The following is a 16,006-nucleotide window of genomic DNA, read 5'->3' as shown; positions in this document are numbered from 1 at the left end:
CACAATGGACCTGCGCCCCAGCGGCTGCAACCCGGTTCAGGCGCCGATCTGGGCCATGGGTTCGGCGGTCAGAAAATTGCTTGCCGTCGCAAAGCGCACGATCGTGGCACCGTTCTGCATGGGTATGACGGTACAGTCCAGCGCGGTGCCGTTACGCATCCGGATCTCGGCGCTCCATTCGGTGCGGTCATCGCGCATGTCCACGAAATCGCGGATCTCTCCCAGGACCGGGGTGGCGACGCAATGATCCTGCCAGATACGCGTGACCTCGGTCACGGTCTCACTGTGAAATCCGGCCTCATCCTGCGTTCCCCAAAGCCGCTGGTAGGCGTAGTTGGTCAGGGCCAGTGTGCCATCCTCGGAAAAGACCGCGATTGCGTCGGCCAGTTTGTCGAGGATCGATTGCATCAGGTCCATCTCGGATCGAAAGCGCCGGGTCAGGGTGATCTCGGCGGTGATGTCTTCGAACAAAAACGCTACGGCGCCATCGGGGTGCGGGCGGCCGCTGACGGAATAGACCGAGCCCGAGGGCAGGGACCATGTTTCCTGATAATTCCCGTCTTCAGCCGCCTCGAGCAGATCGTTCATCTGATTGCGCCATGACCGGTAGTTTTTGGGCTCGGGCATCATATGCTGATCCCGCAGCCGGTCAAAAAAGCTTGAGATATTGGGACGGCAGCTGAGGAAATCCGGCGGCAGGGTGGTCAGGTCGATCAGCGCCGGGTTGAACAGGGCCAGTTGACGGTTGCGGTCGAAAATAGCCAACCCAATCGACAGCTGCGCAAAGGTCTTGGTCATCGTCTGCACGAATTTTCGCTGGGCGGTTTCAGCCTGCACAATCGCATTGATATCGACCGCATAGAACAGGCGGCCTTCCGCATGGTCCACCTGGGTCAAATCAAACCACAATTTGCTTTCACTTCCTTCCACGTCGATCGAGACGCGGGATTTCCCGCCGCGCCGCGGCTCGGCCCCGGTGTCCGGGAACAGGGGCAGGGTCAGGTCGGCATCCAGCCCGCGCGCCTTGCGAACAAGGGCGACATAGGCCGCGTTGCACCAGCGCACGCTTGCGTTCTGATCCAGCAGCCAGACCGGATAGGGTGCCTGATCCATCGCCAGTCGGATCGGATCATTCGGATCCCGAAGCTTGGTTTTCTTTTCTCTCGTCGGTTCGTGCAGTTGAATCCGAACGATCCCGTCGATCCATTCGCACAGAACCTCACGCTCAACCGTGCAGTCGATGGCTGAGACAACCAGATTGCCCTGATCGCGCACGATTTCGGGCGTTTCTGGGAAGGTCGGAAAGTCGCGCTGCAGCAAGCGTCGCAAATCGTTCCAGTCCGCGACATTTTCGAAACCTGCAAGCGCTATATCAGAGTGGCTGATCAGGCGGTCGCCATCGAACAGAAAAACGGCGTCGAACAGGGAGCTTGCGGTGAACATGCCATAGCTGTTGTCCCGCCGGGCACGACGCGGCAGCAGCCACATGACCGCAAAACAGCACGAGACCAAGCTGATCGCGGCCAGAATGATCCAGTCTGCCATCTTCTTCCCTTACGACTGCGGAACCCCGACGCAAACTATGGCAAAAATGGTTAACGGTGTCTTAACTCAGACCTGGATAGGCTGGTTGCGCCCGGATGGTACCGGGGTATCGCCCTGTTGCGCGTCGATGCGTTTGCGCGGCCATTCGACCTTGACGATAGCACCCCGGCGGTCAGGCTTGTCCGAGAGGTGCTGATACGGGTCCGAACCGTTGGCAAATTCCAGATCCGCCCCACTGCGTTCCAGCAGAGTTTTGGCGATGAACAGGCCCAGACCCATGCCCTCATATTCAGGGCGCGCGCGCTGGTCGGTCTCGGCCCGTCTACGCCGCATCAAGGGATCACCAATCCGCCCGATCAGATGCGAGGGGTAGCCGCGCCCGTCATCCATGATACAGACGGTGATCTTGTCCGAGGTCCACTCTGCCTCGACCCAGACATTCGCGCGCGAGAAATCCACCGCGTTCTGGATCAGGTTTCGCAACCCGTGAATAATCTCGGGTTTGCGCAGGATCGAAGGTTGTTGCACATCCCCATCCAGCACCGGGCCTTCGGCGAAATGCACGGTTTTGCCCCGGTCGATATGCGGCTCTGCCGCTTCATGCACCACTGTGGACAAGGGCGCTTGACGCAGATGCAGATCGTCTTTGCCGGCACGTCCCATATCGCGCAGGATGTCCCGGCACCTGTCCGCCTGTTCGCGGATCAGGGCGGCGTCTTCTTTCAGTTCGGGGCGGTCGTCGAGTTCCTCGATCAACTCGGAACTGGCCAGTTTGATCGTCGCCAGAGGAGTCCCCAACTCATGCGCGGCGGCGGCGACAACTCCTCCCAGATCGGTCAGCTTCTGTTCGCGCGCCAGCGCCATATGCGTGGCCGCCAGCGCCTCGGACATCGAGCGCGCCTCGGAGCTGACCCGGTGCGAGTAGGCCCCGATAAAGACAATGGCGATGATGATCGCGGCCCAGTTGCCGAACAGAAGAATGTCGGGGATCTGCAGGACCAGGCCAATCTCGGTCCGCAGGGGCAGGTGAAACTCAGCCAGAAGGGTGGCCAGCGCAATTGCCACGGCCCCCACTATCAGCGTTGAGCGGGTACTCATGACATTTGCCGAGATCGTGACCGGACCCAGCAACAGCAGGGCAAAGGGATTGTTCAATCCGCCGGTCAGATACAGCAGGATCGCAAGTTGAAACAGGTCGAATAGCACCATCAAGAAGTTTTGAAACTCAGTCAGGCGTTTGTTTTGTGGGAACAGGAAGCTGGCAGTCAGGTTGCCGATCACCGAAACGCCGATCGCCAAGTAACACAGGGTGACCTCAAGCTGCACATGATAGCTGTGCTGAGCCACCGTAATAGCCGTGATTTGGCCAACGATGGCCACCCAGCGCAGCAGGATAAGGGTACGCAGCCTGATCCAGCTGCTGCGTTCCTGACCGCCCCATAAACTCTGGTTGGATTCTGCCATTGGTCACTTATGTCCTGTTGCATCGGCTGATCATCTTGATAGGTGTCCCGGCTGATACGATCAACAACCCCTTGCACACGGAAAACGATCATGACCCGCCTGTATGCTATTCTCGCAGCTGTCGTTCTTGCTATCGGCCTTGGCGCCATGTGGCTTTTGACAATGGGGTCCGGGTCGGATGACAAATACGCGCGATGCCGTTCCAGCCAGATCGCGGGTGGAGCGGCGGCGATCGGTGGTCCGTTCGAACTGGTCAATGGTAAGGGCGAGACGGTCACCGACAAGGATGTGATCACCGAGCCGACGCTAGTCTATTTCGGCTATACGTTCTGTCCCGATGTCTGCCCGTTTGACATGTCCCGCAACGCTGAGGCAGTGGACATTCTGGCCAAGCGTGGACAATCCGTGACGCCTCTGTTCATTTCCATCGACCCCGATCGCGACACGCCCGAAGTGGTCGGAGATTACGCCTTCAACCTGCATGAACGTCTGATCGCTCTGACCGGTTCGCCCGAGCAGGTCAAGGCCGCCAGCCAGGCCTACAAGACCTACTACAAAGCCCATGACAAAAGCGACGAATACTATCTGGTCGATCATTCTACCTTCACCTATCTGGTCACACCCGAAGATGGGTTTCTTGAGTTCTTCAAACGTGAAGACACAGCGCAGCAAATGGCGGACAAGGTCGGCTGCTTTTTGGATCAAGCCGGGTCCTGACAAGCCAGTTTGACCTTTGGCCCCGCGCTGCTATTACTTCTAGATAAAGCCAAAGGCATGAAATAGCGGAAAGACTCAACGATGGCAGACAGTTCCCAGCTTGATATCGGCCCCGATAAATCTCTGCTTCTGGTGGATGATGACGAGCCGTTCCTGAGACGCCTTGCCAAAGCCATGGAAAAACGCGGTTTCGAGGTTGAAACCGCAGGTTCTGTCGCCGCAGGCCGTGCCATTTCCACCGCGCGTCCGCCGGCCTATGCGGTTGTCGATCTCCGGCTAGAGGATGGCAACGGTTTGGATGTCGTCGAAGTGCTGCGTGAAAAGCGCCCCGACAGCCGGGTCGTGGTGCTGACCGGCTACGGGGCCATTGCCACAGCCGTCGCCGCCGTCAAGATCGGCGCGACCGACTACCTGTCCAAACCCGCTGATGCCACAGATATCACAAACGCATTGCTGGCCAAGGGCGACGAACTGCCCCCGCCGCCGGAAAACCCCATGAGTGCCGACCGTGTGCGCTGGGAACATATCCAGCGGGTCTACGAGCTGTGCGACCGCAACGTCTCGGAAACCGCGCGGCGCCTGAACATGCACCGTCGGACATTGCAGCGTATTTTGGCGAAGCGCAGCCCGCGCTAAAAAGCAGAGCTTTCACTCGTCTGATCAGAGAGTCGTCTTTCAGGCTACTCGCCAGACTTAGGATAGATGAACCCGTTCACCGGGTACAAACTGCCGTATTGCCCCGGCACGCTCTCGACCCGAACCAGTGTCCAGTCATTGTTCTTAGAGACATCTTTCACGCCCATTTTCAATGACACTTTGTTGCGGTGCCAATTGGCGTGGTTCACGATAACGACCCGGTCGCTAACAACATCGGACACGACAGCCACATGGCCCAGAGGCATCCCGCGTGTTGCCCGAAACGACATGACCGAACCGACAGCCGGTTCGTTGCCTCGCTCAAACACACTGCGCGCCTTGCCCCACCAGTCCTTGGCATTGCCGCGAATTTCGATACCGCTGAGGCTACGTGCGTAGGGCACGCACCATACTCTTTGTCCTCGAGCCTGCTTTTGCGAGACCTCTTGCAGCGCCATTGACTGACGTTCTGGATCAAGTTGCACATCGGTTGGACCATGGGCGCAGGCAGATACCAGACTCAAAAGCCCCACCGCAATTGCGGTTCGCGCGCCGCCAGATAAGCGCGGCAAAGTTGTGTCCGTTTTGCGTTTGCCCGTATTCAAGAATCTTCACTGCCCATTTTGAAGACACGCAAGTTTTAGGGTGACCTGATGTGTTGTGAAAAGAGGCTTGTCAGCGTGCGGCAAGATTTCGCCGGTTCCTCGCTACATCGCTAGGACAATTGGGTGAGATTGTAGACGCATCTGCAACCGAAGTGCTGATTTCTGGGCGTCGCCTGAACGTGCACCGCCGAACGCTGCAGCAAATTTTGGTGCAGCCAGTCTGCAATCAACCCAGCGACTTTAGTCAATGTTCTTTTGAATCTGTAAAATCAGATCATTGCGAACAATTGGGTTCGGGAAGGAAAGTACCCCCTTCGCTTTGACGATATCCAACATATAGGGAGTGTTCAGCGTTGTTTGGGTTTTCGCTGCCTCTGCAGGAGCACTGAATACCAAGGGTAATGTGGAAAGCGCGATTTCAGAGCCCTTGAGATTAAACTCAATACCAATCGCGCTTGAGATAAACTCCTGATACTGAATTGCTTCTTCTGGTGTTAGAAGGCGCAAAACGTCGCTTTCTTTGGTTCCCATGACCCCTGGGAGAAAAACATACATTTCTTCTCGTGGCGTATTCAGCGGTGCATTCTCGACAATCCGTGTTCCTGCACCTGTCCGGAGAAAAAGAACAATTTCCGATAGCTGCCACGCAGAGAAAGAATCGAGGTAAGCGTCTATTAGGCCCTGCCGGAAATGATCGACCGCAACATCGGTCACCTGTTCGGATACCATTTCAGCAAAACGATCTTGGTCAATGATCTTGACGTTCATTTCAAGAAGTTGTGGTGCGAGCGCGTCGGCGACTTTGGAGCCAGCGAAATTGCGCATGGATTCAACGACCTCTTCGTTCATATGTTTATCTACAATGAACGCAGCATCATCATTTGGTGAGGCGGCCGCTGACAAATCCAAAGAAAAACAAAGCAATACGGTGCTAAAAAATTTATTGAATCGCATAAGTGGAGTATCTGTGAACAACAAATTCATTAATGGCTCGCCAATGCGGCAAGTTTGAGGCGGAGCTTTCTGGCCATTCAAATCTGTGCCAGCAACGCTCCATGCCTCGCCAAATAGGCCTCGCGTACCTCGACCGGTGGCCTTAGCCTGATCTCCAATCCCTCCATCACCGCCCGATCCGGACGACCGAAGAACTTCGTCGCCTCAGCCTCAGAGAATCCAGCGATCTGGGTGGCCTCCATCCATGCGCTGATCTTGTCGGCCTTTTTTATCTGCCGTTTCACCGTTTTCGGCACCGCGCCCGGAAGCCCAAAGCGGATGTGGATCGCTGCTGCCAGACGGTCGTCCAACGCGCCATAATCCGGGCCAACGGCGGATTTGACGGGGGAAATCATGTCTCCGATCACGTATTCCGGCGCGTCGTGCAGCAAAGCCGCCAGCCGCCACTTCACGGGCGCTTTCGGGGCAATACGACCAAAAAGCTCTTCGACCAGAAGGGAATGCTCGGCCACGGAATAGGCAAAGTCCCCCGCCGTTTGGCCGTTCCAACGCGCCACAAAGGCCAGACCATGGGCGATATCCTCGATCTCGATATCCACCGGGGTCGGGTCCAGCAGGTCTAGCCTGCGGCCGGACAGCATCCTCTGCCATGCGCGGGGTTGTGTTGCCATTATGCCATGCCTTGTGAAGTGGGACACAATAAAACCAAATTGTTTCTGCTATGATGTACCTGTCAGGATCACCAGCTGCCAACGTTTTCTTGAGCATTCGTGCTTTGAAACAACACCAACTGATCCCGACATTTAAACCGAGGGGGGCACTGGCTTCTCCCGGTGCGCTCCTCTCACAAAGTGAAACGAAAGGAGTTTGCTATGTTCAAACGTATATTCGCAGTCGCCCTGACCTTTGGCATGGCCGCCACGGCCCCGCCCGCCTTTGCCCAAAATTGTGCACAGCGCGAGCATGTGGTTGACAAGCTGCAGAAAAGCTACTCGGAAGAGCTGGTTTTTGGGGGTTTGCAGAAAACACGCGGCGCGCAGTCGGTCATGGAGGTCTGGACCTCACGAGAAACGGGTAGCTACACCGTTTTGGTGACCCATGCGAACGGCTTAAGTTGTATTGTCGCCGTTGGCACCGATTTTTTTGAAGCGATTCCGAAGGTCAAGGTTGACGGCACGCCCAGCTGATTTTTGCGGCGTAGATTCCCGTTTTCGGTCATCCACATTGCCACCTGCCCCAAGGGATGCTAGGGGCAGCCGGAACTGTGATTGACCGCAAAAATGGAGCGCCTTATGGCCGGGGACTATATCGTCAAAGACATTTCGCTGGCCGGGTTCGGCCGCAAGGAACTGGATATCGCCGAAACTGAAATGCCGGGCCTGATGGCGCTGCGTTCGGAATATGGTGAAAGCAAACCTCTGAGCGGTGCGAGGATCGTTGGGTCGCTGCACATGACAATCCAGACCGCCGTTCTGATCGAAACGCTGGTTGCCCTGGGCGCGGATGTGCGCTGGGCGTCGTGCAACATCTTCTCGACTCAGGACCACGCAGCCGCTGCGATTGCCGAGGCGGGTATCCCTGTCTTCGCCATCAAAGGCCAGACGCTGGAAGAGCATTGGGATTACCTGGACAAATCCTTCCTGTTCCAAGACGGCCCGAACATGATCCTGGACGATGGCGGCGACGCGACGCTCTACATCCTGCTGGGCGCACGCGCTGAGGCGGGTGAAGACATCATCCCTGTTCCGGGTTCGGAAGAGGAAGAGGTGATCAAGAAGCAGATCGCCAAGCGTATGGCGGCCTCGCCCGGTTGGTTCACCAAGATGCGGGATCAGATCCAGGGTGTGTCCGAGGAAACCACCACCGGTGTAAACCGTCTGTATCAGCTGGTGAAAGACGGCCACCTGCCGTTCCCGGCGATCAACGTGAACGACTCAGTAACCAAGTCGAAGTTCGACAACAAATACGGCTGCAAGGAATCGCTGGTTGATGGCATTCGCCGCGCCACCGACACCATGATGGCTGGTAAGGTTGCAGTTGTGTGCGGCTATGGCGATGTGGGAAAAGGCTCGGCTGCTTCGCTGCGTGGCGCAGGTGCCCGTGTGAAAGTGACCGAAGTTGACCCGATCTGCGCGCTTCAGGCCGCGATGGATGGGTTCGAAGTCACCCTGCTGGAAGACGAAGTTGCCAGCGCGGATATCTTCATCACCACCACCGGCAACAAGGACGTGATCCGCATCGAGCATATGCGCGCGATGAAGGACATGGCCATCGTCGGCAATATCGGTCACTTCGACAACGAAATTCAGGTGGCCAGCCTAAAGAACCACAAATGGACCAACATCAAGGAACAGGTGGACATGATCGAGATGCCCTCGGGCAACCGCATCATTCTGCTGTCCGAAGGCCGTCTGCTGAACCTCGGCAACGCCACCGGTCACCCGTCCTTCGTGATGTCGGCCTCGTTCACCAACCAGGTTCTGGCGCAGATCGAGCTGTTCACCAAAGGTGACCAGTACGAAAACAAGGTCTACATCCTGCCCAAGCATCTGGATGAGAAAGTGGCCCGCCTGCATCTGGATCGTATCGGCGTGAAGCTGACCAAGATGGACAACGAACAAGCGGCCTATATCGGTGTTGCGCCGGAAGGCCCCTACAAGCCCGAGCATTACCGCTACTGATTGCGGATCGGGTATGACCAAACGTTCAGAACGCCGCCGGATCATGTATCTGGCGGCGTCTTTCTTTTCGATCACCGTATTTCTATTTCTTGTTGGGTCGGCAGGGTATGTGTTGCTGTCACACCCCAAATCGCCGCTGCCCGACCACTGGAACCCCCTGCGGGATTTGACCCTGACTGCACCGGTCACACCCGTTACCAAGTATCAGTTGAACCGGGCATTGGCGGATGAGGCGCAATGCCGGGCGACGCTGTCTGAGGTCGGTGTTGTGTTCTCAGAGAAGGAGGATCTGGTGGTCGACCAGAACTGCGGCATCTCCGGGCGGGGTGAGCTCTCCCGCTTGGTCAGTGCCCGGATGAGCGCGGTCGAGACCCGCTGTACAACGGCCCTGCGTCTGGCAATGTGGGAGCACCACGTGGTTCAGCCCACCGCGCAGGACCTGTTGGGTACTCAAGTACGCGTCTTGCGGCATTTGGGTAGTTACAATTGCCGCCGCATGCGGACCGCGCAGGGTGAGAACAGCGGTTGGAGCAGCCACGCCACGGCGGATTCGATTGATATCATCGGGGTGGAACTGGCGGATGGGCGGGCGCTCAGCCTGCTTCAGGATTGGTCCGCGCCAGGACCCGAGAGCGCTTTTCTACATCGGATCGGGAAGGGGGCGTGTGACTGGTTTCGCGTGGTGTTAGGCCCCAATTTCAACCGCCTACACGCGGACCATTTTCATCTACAAGGCCCCGGTTGGGGCTATTGCAGATAAGTTTCCCGACCCCGCAGAACAGGGCCGGGCCAGGATCAGCGCCCGCTGACCGCGTCCGCCAGTGACTTGAACCGGACGATCTTGTAGATCCCCTTGGAGGCATCCTCGCCATTGTTCAAAACGGGCGAGCGGTGCAACTCGTTAATCGTGGCATAGACATACCCATCCGCACCGATCGAGAAGCCGTCCGGCCACGGCAACTCATCATCCGACTGGAACAGAACCTCATAGCTGCCGTCCGGTTTGGTGACACCCAGCGCGTTGTCCGTCATCGCAGTGATATAGACATTGCCGCCGGTATCCACGGTCGAGCCGTCCGAGATCGGTTTGTCGCCATAACGTTCCACCTGCGCCTCAAGATCGGCATCCGATAGGCTTTCATCCAGTAATGCCGCCGTGGGGATACGGTACATCGCGCTTGCCGTCATCGGGGCGAAATAGACCCAGGTATTGGTCGGATCGACGGTGATTGGATTGATACCGATCTTGGCCGGATTGCCGCCCAGCGTGATTTCGCGCCCGTCAATCACCATCGGAGTATCCTCGGGGATCGTGTATTGGGACCCTTCCAGAACGCGCCGCGCGCGGCCCGTCTCAAGATCAACCACGATGATGGCCGAGTTCTGACCGTCACCCGTATCCGAGATGTAAATCGCCCCATGATCGCGGTCGACTGCAAGGTCGTTCAGGAACGAGGTCGGCCGCGCGACCGGGGCGCCGATATAGTGGATCGCATGTAGTGTTTCGGTCTTGGTGTCCCAACCGACAATACGCCCGGTCTGGTTTTCACCCTGTCCGTCCAGCATCCACAGGATACCATCGCGATCTGCCCGCAGTCCCAGAACGCCGTTCAACCCATCGGCATCGTCTTGCGGGGCACGGGCCCAGTCCCTGGTCGGGTAGGGCTTGGTTGACCCGTCGGGCATCACTTCGACCACGCGCAACTCGGGCCCGTAGAATTCATGCACCGACATGAACATGCGCCCATCCGGTCCAATCGCCAGATTGCCCGGAGGCATGGCCTTCTCGAACTCAAGATACGTTTCCAATTCGGCTGCCGCCGCGGGCAAAGCCAGCGCCAAGGCGCATGTAGCTGCATAGAGCGATTTCATCGGGTACTCCTCTGATGTGCCCGATCAGATACCATTTGAAATTTTCGCGGATAACTGGCTCAATTTCGAAACCAGTGTTAGGAATTTTCGAATGTACCATGTGAATGATCTGCTGACCTTTGTCTCCGTCGCCAAAACCGGAGGGGTCGGATCGGCTGCAAAGGCGCTGGGCATTTCGGCAGCGACGGTCAGCCATCGGATCGGGAAGTTAGAAGAGGTGCTGAACCTCAAACTCTTTCACCGCAACAGCCGCCGGGTGCAACTGACCAATGAAGGCCTGATCTTTCTGGATCGAATCGAACCTGTCCTATCCGATCTGCGAGAGGCCGAGTTGGAGGCCGGAAGCGGCAAGGGAGCGCTGCGCGGCCATCTGCGTGTGACCCTGTCGCCGTGGATCTTGTCCCGGTTCATCATGCCGTTGATGGACAGCTTTCAGGAGGATCACCCGGACCTGACGATCGAGTTTCTGGCCGTGGACCGCTATGTCTCTCTGGTCGATGAGGGCGTTGATTGCGCCATTCGCGTCGGACAGTTGGCGGACAGTACCCTGAAAGCGCGCAAGCTTTGCGACAATGACCGGATCATCTGCGCCGCTCCGGGCTTCATTGCGCGACACGGGATGCCCAGATCCGTCGAAGACCTACGCAAGATGCGCTGGGCGTGTTTGCCTTGGCAGACGCGTTTCGACACTCATGAGGGGCAACTGTCCGTCACGCGAAGAATTGCCGTTTCCAACTCGGACATGTTGACCGAAGCTGCGGTGCAGGGGCTGGGGCTGGCGGTCAAATCCCGTCTGGCCGTACAGCGTGAGTTGCAGCAGGGTACGCTGGTCGAGGTTTTGGCCGGTGCGTTGAAATCCCCATCTGCACCAATCGCCTTTGTTCACGCAGGCAGCAGCACCCCGGGGCGCAAGGTTCGCGCGTTTTCGGACCTTGCAGATCGAGCCTTTCAAGGCTCGCGGCAAAGGCGCTCCTCCGCTTAGGGGGAAAGAGCGGAATTTTTCCCTTTGTGGGAATAAGAGGAATGGCTAGGCTTCCGACACCTGTTTTTAGGATTTGAGTAACCGCAGCCTGGACTGCTGATAGGGAGACTGTTTTATGGGAAAACGCGACGATCTGATCGCCAAATACGCAGATGATCTGAAAAACAAATGCGGCATGGATGCCGATATGGACCTGCTGACCAAGGTCACCATCGGGTGCGGTCCGGCGATCTATGACGCCGACGCGTCGACCGTGGCAGCCAGCCAGGACGGAGAGCTGGAGACCGTCAAAAACAACTTCCTCATAAAAAAGCTGGGTCTGGCCGACGGACCTGAGCTGATGGAGGCCATCAACTCGGTTCTGGAAACCTATGGCATGTCCGAGCGCAACAAGTACCGTGCCGTGGTCTACTACATGCTGACCAAGCATTTCGGCAAAGAATCCGTTTACGGCTAAACGTAACGTTTTCCACCCAAACGCCCGCCTCCCCATCGGCGGGCGTTTTTGTTTTGATATATTTTTTAAGGACTTGGTGTTTGAAGTGGCCTGAGAAAACAGACTATGGTCCTTATGTGGCCAGGACGGTCAGAACCAACAGATTCCAATACGCGTGTGGTGAGTAGGGAGCACGTGGGGTAGGGAAGGTTCTGCACCGTGCAGGGCCTTCCCTCTGTTTTAGTCGGCCTCAGTCGAGCCCAGGGCGCAGATCACCTGCCATTCGGCTTCAGTGACCGGCTGCACCGACAGACGAGAGTTTTTGACCAGCACCATCTCACCCAGACGTTCATCCGCTTTGATCTGATCCAGCGTGACGTGAACTTCAAACGGCTTTACAGCCTTGATGTCCACGCATTCCCAGCGTTCGTCATCGGTGGTGCTGTCGGGATGGGCTTCGGCGCAGACCTCAACGATGCCGACGATCGCCTTGTCCTTTTGGGAGTGGTAAAAGAAACCGCGATCACCGATTGCCATTTGCCGCATGAAATTGCGCGCTTGATAGTTGCGCACGCCGTCCCATTCTTCGCCCGCTTCACCTTTGGCAACCTGCTGATCCCAACTCCACGTCGATGGCTCGGATTTGAACAGCCAGTATGCCATCAGCCAATCACCTTTTTCCAAGGGATCAGTTCGACAGACTGGAACAGGCCTGCCTTGGCATAGGGGTCATTGTCGGCCCAGCTTTGTGCAGCGGCCAGATCTTCGACATCGAGGATCACCAGCGAGCCGATCATCGCGTCTCCGTCCAGCAGCGGGCCGGCCTGCGATACAACGCCGGTTTCCTCGATATAGGCCAAATGGGCCGAGCGGTTGTCCAGACGGGTTTGCAGCGCGCCGGGTTTGTCACGGGCGATGAGGGCGATCAGCATGTTATTCCTCCTTGAGGGGTCGGTTGAGCAGGGTTTCGATGGCTTGCGCCACACTGTAGGCGCCTTGGCTCAGGTCGGCCACAGTGGCGTTGATGGGCATGTCCAGACCTTCGTTCTTGGCGATATCGGCCATGGCGCGGGCGGTGGCGACACCTTCGACAGTTGTTGTGGTGTCAAAGGGTTCGTTTCGACCCAAACACAGGCCAAAACGGTAGTTTCGGGACAGCTCGGATGAGCAGGTCAGCACCAGATCACCCAGTCCAGAGAGTCCCATCAGTGTCTCTGGCTGTGCGCCGCGCATTAGGGCAAAGCGCTGCATTTCCGCAAATCCGCGGGTCATCAGGGCAGCACGGGCGCTGTCGCCAAGACCGGCCCCGATGGCAGCGCCACATCCGATGGCCATAACGTTTTTCAATGCGCCGCCGAGTTCCGCTCCGATCACATCGGTTGTGCGATAAAGGCGCAGATTGGCAGTGGTCAGCTCGGATTGCAGTGTTTCGAGCAGATCGGCATCTGCACACGCCAGGGTCAGCGCTGTCGGCAGGCCACGCGCGATGTCATCCGCAAAGCTGGGGCCAGTCAGAAGCGCAGGACGTGTATCCGGAATGGTTTCGCGGATCACGGAAATCGGACCGAGACCCGAGGACAGTTCAATCCCCTTGCAGCACGCGACCAGCGTTTTCCCGGCCAGTACCGCTGCGTGTTCCCGCAGCGCATGGCGCAGTTGTTGCATCGGAACGGATACCAGAAAGACATCGTTTGCCGCCGCTGCTTCGATATCCGAAGTGACGGTGATGGCATCGGGCAAGGTGACATCGGGCAATCGGCTCTTGTTGATCCGACTGTCCTGCATGGCTTTCGCCTGATCGGCGCTGCGCGACCACAGGGTGACTGGCCCGTTACCGGCCAGTGAGATTGCCAGTGCCGTACCGAACGCCCCTGATCCGAGAACCGAAACGCTCATGCCTTTGCACCCTTCTTACCGCTACCCAGCATGGCGGGGCTGGTCTGATCCAAAGGCCAACGAGGTCGCGCTGTCAGATCCAAACCGTCGCGCGCGCCGGTGCGAAAACGTTCCATCCCCGCATAGGCGATCATGGCGGCATTGTCGGTGCAAAGCGCAAGGGGCGGGGCCGTGAATCGCGTGCCTTTTTCGGCACAAACAGTCTCTAACGCAGCGCGAATAGCGGAGTTTGCAGCCACACCACCCGCGACTGCGATCACCGGATCCGAGGGGGTCTTGGCCAGATACATATCCATAGCGCGTCGTGTTTTCTCGGCTAAAGTATCCACGACAGCCTGCTGAAACCCGGCACATAGATCGGCGCGATCCTGACGGGTCAGGCCGCCTTTCTCCGCGACGATCTGATCCCGCATCCGCATCAGCGCGGTTTTCAGCCCCGAGAAAGACAGGTCACATCCGGGCCGGTCCAGCAGGGGCCGCGGAAAGCGGAACCGCTTTGGATCGCCCTGGCGCGCCGCGGCCTCAACCGAGGGTCCACCAGGTTGCGGCAGGCCCAGAAGACGGGCCGTTTTGTCAAAGGCCTCGCCGGGGGCATCGTCGATAGTGCCGCCCAGACGGGTGAATTGCTCGGGTCCGTGGGCGATCAGATATTGGCAGTGCCCGCCCGAGACCAGCAGCATCAGGTACGGAAAGGCTACTCCATCCGTCAGGCGCGGGGTCAGAGCGTGACCGGCTAGATGGTTTACCCCGATCAGAGGCAGTCCGGTCGCAGCACTGATCCCCTTGGCGCACATGACGCCGGACATGACCCCTCCGATCAGGCCGGGCCCGGCGGTGACGGCGATGGCATCCATATCGGCCAGTGTTAGACCCGCATCCTCTAGAGCCTGTACGACGCAGATATCTAGTTTCTCGGCATGGGCGCGTGCGGCGATCTCAGGGACGACACCCCCATAAGCGCTGTGTAGTTCGGTTTGGCCATGGACAATCGACGACAGCACTTCGGCCTCCTCGCCGTCGGTTTGGCGCACGACGGCGGCGGCTGTGTCGTCACAGCTGCTTTCCAATCCAAGGACGGTAAGTGTTTGCACCATTGGCGTGATCCGTTGCATCATGATTGCCAAGCGGGGTACCACCCTGCGCGGACGCAAACAATCCCAAGGCCGAAGGCGCCGATAGTTGTATTTGTTGATGACCCGCCCTCGCGCCGCCTCGGAGAGGTTTGTTGCGCAGCTTCCAACCCGCGTCAGATCGCGTGTTGAGGTCATCCATTCCCCCATTCTGGAAATCAAACCGCTGGCGGTTCCGATTTGCACGGCCGAGACGCAGGGGCTGATATTCACGTCCTCCAATGCGGTGAATGCGGCAGCCTCGGCGGGTGTGCGCCGGGATTTGCCTGCCTATTGCGTGGGTCCGACCACGACTGCAACCGCCGAAGGCGCCGGCTGGGATGCACGTATGGTCGGTGGCACGGCGGAAGAGCTTGTGGCCGGTCTTTTGCAGATCAGACCAACAAGCCCGCTATTGCATCTGCGCGGCGAACACAGCCGGGGCAACATCGCCGAGCGTCTGACCGAGATGGGCGTAACCACGCGCGAACAGGCGGTGTACCAGCAACTTCTGCTGCAGCTCAGCCCCGAGGCAAAGGCCGCATCCGAGGGCGACAGGCCAGTGATCGCGCCTATTTTCTCACCCCGCACCGCGCGACAATTTGCCGACATCTGGGCGGGCACTGCCCCGCTATGGCTGGCCGCAATCAGCGAGGCAACGGCGGAACCCCTTAAATCCTTGGGGTATGAACGTCTGAGGATCGCCAAGGACCCGACGCCCAAAAAGATGCGTAAGGCCGTTAAAAAGCTTGTGAAACACGCGATGCGGGTTGAGAGAGAGCCGGGTGCAGATTAACTTGGAACAGTCTGTAGTTCTGGTGATTTTAGAATCGATAAGGGGAATTTGACGGTGGCGGGCAAAAAGAAATCCGATCAGGAACCGGTGGAAACCCCTAAAACAGACGATGTGGTCGAAGATGTAAGCGTTGAACCCGGTGGTGAAACTGAAGGGTCGCCTGTTGACGAAGATGCGCCGAATGAGGACCTGATTTCCGAAGCCGAAGCCGAAGCCGAAGCCGAAGCCGAAGCCGAAGCCGAAGCCGAAGCCGAAGCCGAAGCCGAAGCCGAAGCCGAAGCCGAAGCCGAAGCCGAAGCCGAAGCCGAAGCCG

18 protein-coding genes and 1 pseudogene are annotated in these 16,006 nt (G+C 58.1%); 9 read left to right on the top strand and 10 right to left on the bottom strand.

Going from position 1 to position 16,006, the window contains the following annotated elements; translation table 11 throughout:
- Window positions 1-36: 36 nt before the first annotated feature.
- Both ACR0C3_RS18345 and regB read right to left on the bottom strand, forming a co-directional pair.
- The gene (locus ACR0C3_RS18345) at window positions 37-1,545 is read right to left on the bottom strand and encodes a PAS-domain containing protein (RefSeq protein ID WP_480759829.1); all 1,509 of its coding nucleotides are present in this window, start codon (window positions 1,543-1,545) and stop codon (window positions 37-39) included.
- 66 nt (window positions 1,546-1,611) lie between these two features.
- Window positions 1,612-3,009: a sensor histidine kinase RegB gene (gene regB / locus ACR0C3_RS18340; protein WP_480759827.1), complete on the bottom strand. Its 1,398-nt coding sequence runs from the start codon at window positions 3,007-3,009 to the stop codon at window positions 1,612-1,614.
- 90 nt (window positions 3,010-3,099) lie between these two features.
- Here regB and ACR0C3_RS18335 point away from each other — a divergent pair, with 90 nt between their 5' ends.
- Window positions 3,100-3,726, top strand: coding sequence for an SCO family protein (locus tag ACR0C3_RS18335; RefSeq protein WP_480759826.1), 627 nt, complete (start codon window positions 3,100-3,102; stop codon window positions 3,724-3,726).
- 81 nt (window positions 3,727-3,807) lie between these two features.
- Window positions 3,808-4,362: an ActR/PrrA/RegA family redox response regulator transcription factor gene (locus tag ACR0C3_RS18330; RefSeq protein WP_050604676.1), complete on the top strand. Its 555-nt coding sequence runs from the start codon at window positions 3,808-3,810 to the stop codon at window positions 4,360-4,362.
- A gap of 44 nt (window positions 4,363-4,406) precedes the next feature.
- On the opposite strand, the gene ACR0C3_RS18325 is transcribed toward ACR0C3_RS18330, so the two are convergent.
- From ACR0C3_RS18325 to ACR0C3_RS18315, 3 genes are all read right to left on the bottom strand, one after another.
- Window positions 4,407-4,766 carry a CHAP domain-containing protein gene (locus ACR0C3_RS18325; RefSeq protein ID WP_480759825.1) on the bottom strand — a complete coding sequence of 120 codons (360 nt, stop codon included), beginning with the start codon at window positions 4,764-4,766 and terminating at the stop codon, window positions 4,407-4,409.
- A gap of 441 nt (window positions 4,767-5,207) precedes the next feature.
- Window positions 5,208-5,921, bottom strand: coding sequence for a DUF2059 domain-containing protein (locus ACR0C3_RS18320; protein ID WP_480759824.1), 714 nt, complete (start codon window positions 5,919-5,921; stop codon window positions 5,208-5,210).
- A gap of 77 nt (window positions 5,922-5,998) precedes the next feature.
- Window positions 5,999-6,592, bottom strand: coding sequence for an HD domain-containing protein (locus ACR0C3_RS18315; RefSeq protein WP_480759823.1), 594 nt, complete (start codon window positions 6,590-6,592; stop codon window positions 5,999-6,001).
- A 201-nt stretch (window positions 6,593-6,793) separates the two neighbouring features.
- On the opposite strand from ACR0C3_RS18315, the gene ACR0C3_RS18310 reads away from it, so the two are divergent.
- The 3 genes from ACR0C3_RS18310 (at window position 6,794) to ACR0C3_RS18300 (ending at window position 9,362) form a co-directional block, all read left to right on the top strand.
- The gene (locus ACR0C3_RS18310; protein ID WP_170550925.1) at window positions 6,794-7,108 is read left to right on the top strand and encodes a hypothetical protein; all 315 of its coding nucleotides are present in this window, start codon (window positions 6,794-6,796) and stop codon (window positions 7,106-7,108) included.
- A 105-nt stretch (window positions 7,109-7,213) separates the two neighbouring features.
- Window positions 7,214-8,602, top strand: coding sequence for an adenosylhomocysteinase (gene ahcY, locus ACR0C3_RS18305; protein WP_480760005.1), 1,389 nt, complete (start codon window positions 7,214-7,216; stop codon window positions 8,600-8,602).
- Between the two features lie 13 nt (window positions 8,603-8,615).
- A complete protein-coding gene (locus ACR0C3_RS18300; protein WP_480759822.1) occupies window positions 8,616-9,362 on the top strand; it encodes an extensin-like domain-containing protein in 747 nt (248 codons plus the stop codon).
- Between the two features lie 35 nt (window positions 9,363-9,397).
- Here ACR0C3_RS18300 and ACR0C3_RS18295 read toward each other — a convergent pair whose 3' ends face one another.
- Window positions 9,398-10,474 carry an L-dopachrome tautomerase-related protein gene (locus tag ACR0C3_RS18295; RefSeq protein WP_480759821.1) on the bottom strand — a complete coding sequence of 359 codons (1,077 nt, stop codon included), beginning with the start codon at window positions 10,472-10,474 and terminating at the stop codon, window positions 9,398-9,400.
- A 91-nt stretch (window positions 10,475-10,565) separates the two neighbouring features.
- Here ACR0C3_RS18295 and ACR0C3_RS18290 point away from each other — a divergent pair, with 91 nt between their 5' ends.
- A complete protein-coding gene (locus ACR0C3_RS18290; RefSeq protein ID WP_480759820.1) occupies window positions 10,566-11,456 on the top strand; it encodes a LysR family transcriptional regulator in 891 nt (296 codons plus the stop codon).
- A 115-nt stretch (window positions 11,457-11,571) separates the two neighbouring features.
- Window positions 11,572-11,913 carry a DUF2853 family protein gene (locus ACR0C3_RS18285; protein WP_170380170.1) on the top strand — a complete coding sequence of 114 codons (342 nt, stop codon included), beginning with the start codon at window positions 11,572-11,574 and terminating at the stop codon, window positions 11,911-11,913.
- A 219-nt stretch (window positions 11,914-12,132) separates the two neighbouring features.
- On the opposite strand, the gene ACR0C3_RS18280 is transcribed toward ACR0C3_RS18285, so the two are convergent.
- From ACR0C3_RS18280 to tsaD, 4 genes are read right to left on the bottom strand one after another with little or no spacing between them, the layout of a single operon-like run.
- Window positions 12,133-12,555, bottom strand: coding sequence for an EVE domain-containing protein (locus tag ACR0C3_RS18280; protein ID WP_480759819.1), 423 nt, complete (start codon window positions 12,553-12,555; stop codon window positions 12,133-12,135).
- A complete protein-coding gene (locus ACR0C3_RS18275; RefSeq protein ID WP_170765276.1) occupies window positions 12,555-12,824 on the bottom strand; it encodes a YciI family protein in 270 nt (89 codons plus the stop codon). The genes ACR0C3_RS18280 and ACR0C3_RS18275 overlap by 1 nt, the downstream gene beginning before the upstream one ends.
- Window position 12,825: 1 nt before the next feature.
- Entirely contained in the window at window positions 12,826-13,788 is a 963-nt protein-coding gene (locus tag ACR0C3_RS18270) for an NAD(P)H-dependent glycerol-3-phosphate dehydrogenase (protein ID WP_480759818.1), read from the bottom strand.
- Complete coding sequence (gene tsaD, locus ACR0C3_RS18265; RefSeq protein ID WP_480760003.1) at window positions 13,785-14,882, bottom strand: tRNA (adenosine(37)-N6)-threonylcarbamoyltransferase complex transferase subunit TsaD; 1,098 nt, start codon at window positions 14,880-14,882, stop codon at window positions 13,785-13,787. Before tsaD ends, ACR0C3_RS18270 begins: the two co-directional genes overlap by 4 nt.
- A gap of 97 nt (window positions 14,883-14,979) precedes the next feature.
- Between tsaD and ACR0C3_RS18260 the strand changes: the two genes are divergently transcribed.
- Together ACR0C3_RS18260 and ACR0C3_RS18255 are read left to right on the top strand one after the other, a co-directional pair.
- Window positions 14,980-15,693 carry a uroporphyrinogen-III synthase gene (locus tag ACR0C3_RS18260; RefSeq protein ID WP_480759816.1) on the top strand — a complete coding sequence of 238 codons (714 nt, stop codon included), beginning with the start codon at window positions 14,980-14,982 and terminating at the stop codon, window positions 15,691-15,693.
- Window positions 15,694-15,747: 54 nt separating this feature from the next.
- Window positions 15,748-16,006: pseudogene (locus ACR0C3_RS18255) on the top strand (hypothetical protein); the annotation flags it as partial.

The sequence above is a fragment of the Ruegeria sp. CK3 genome (assembly GCF_056536565.1).
This window is presented reverse-complemented; position numbering and strand designations above follow the sequence as displayed.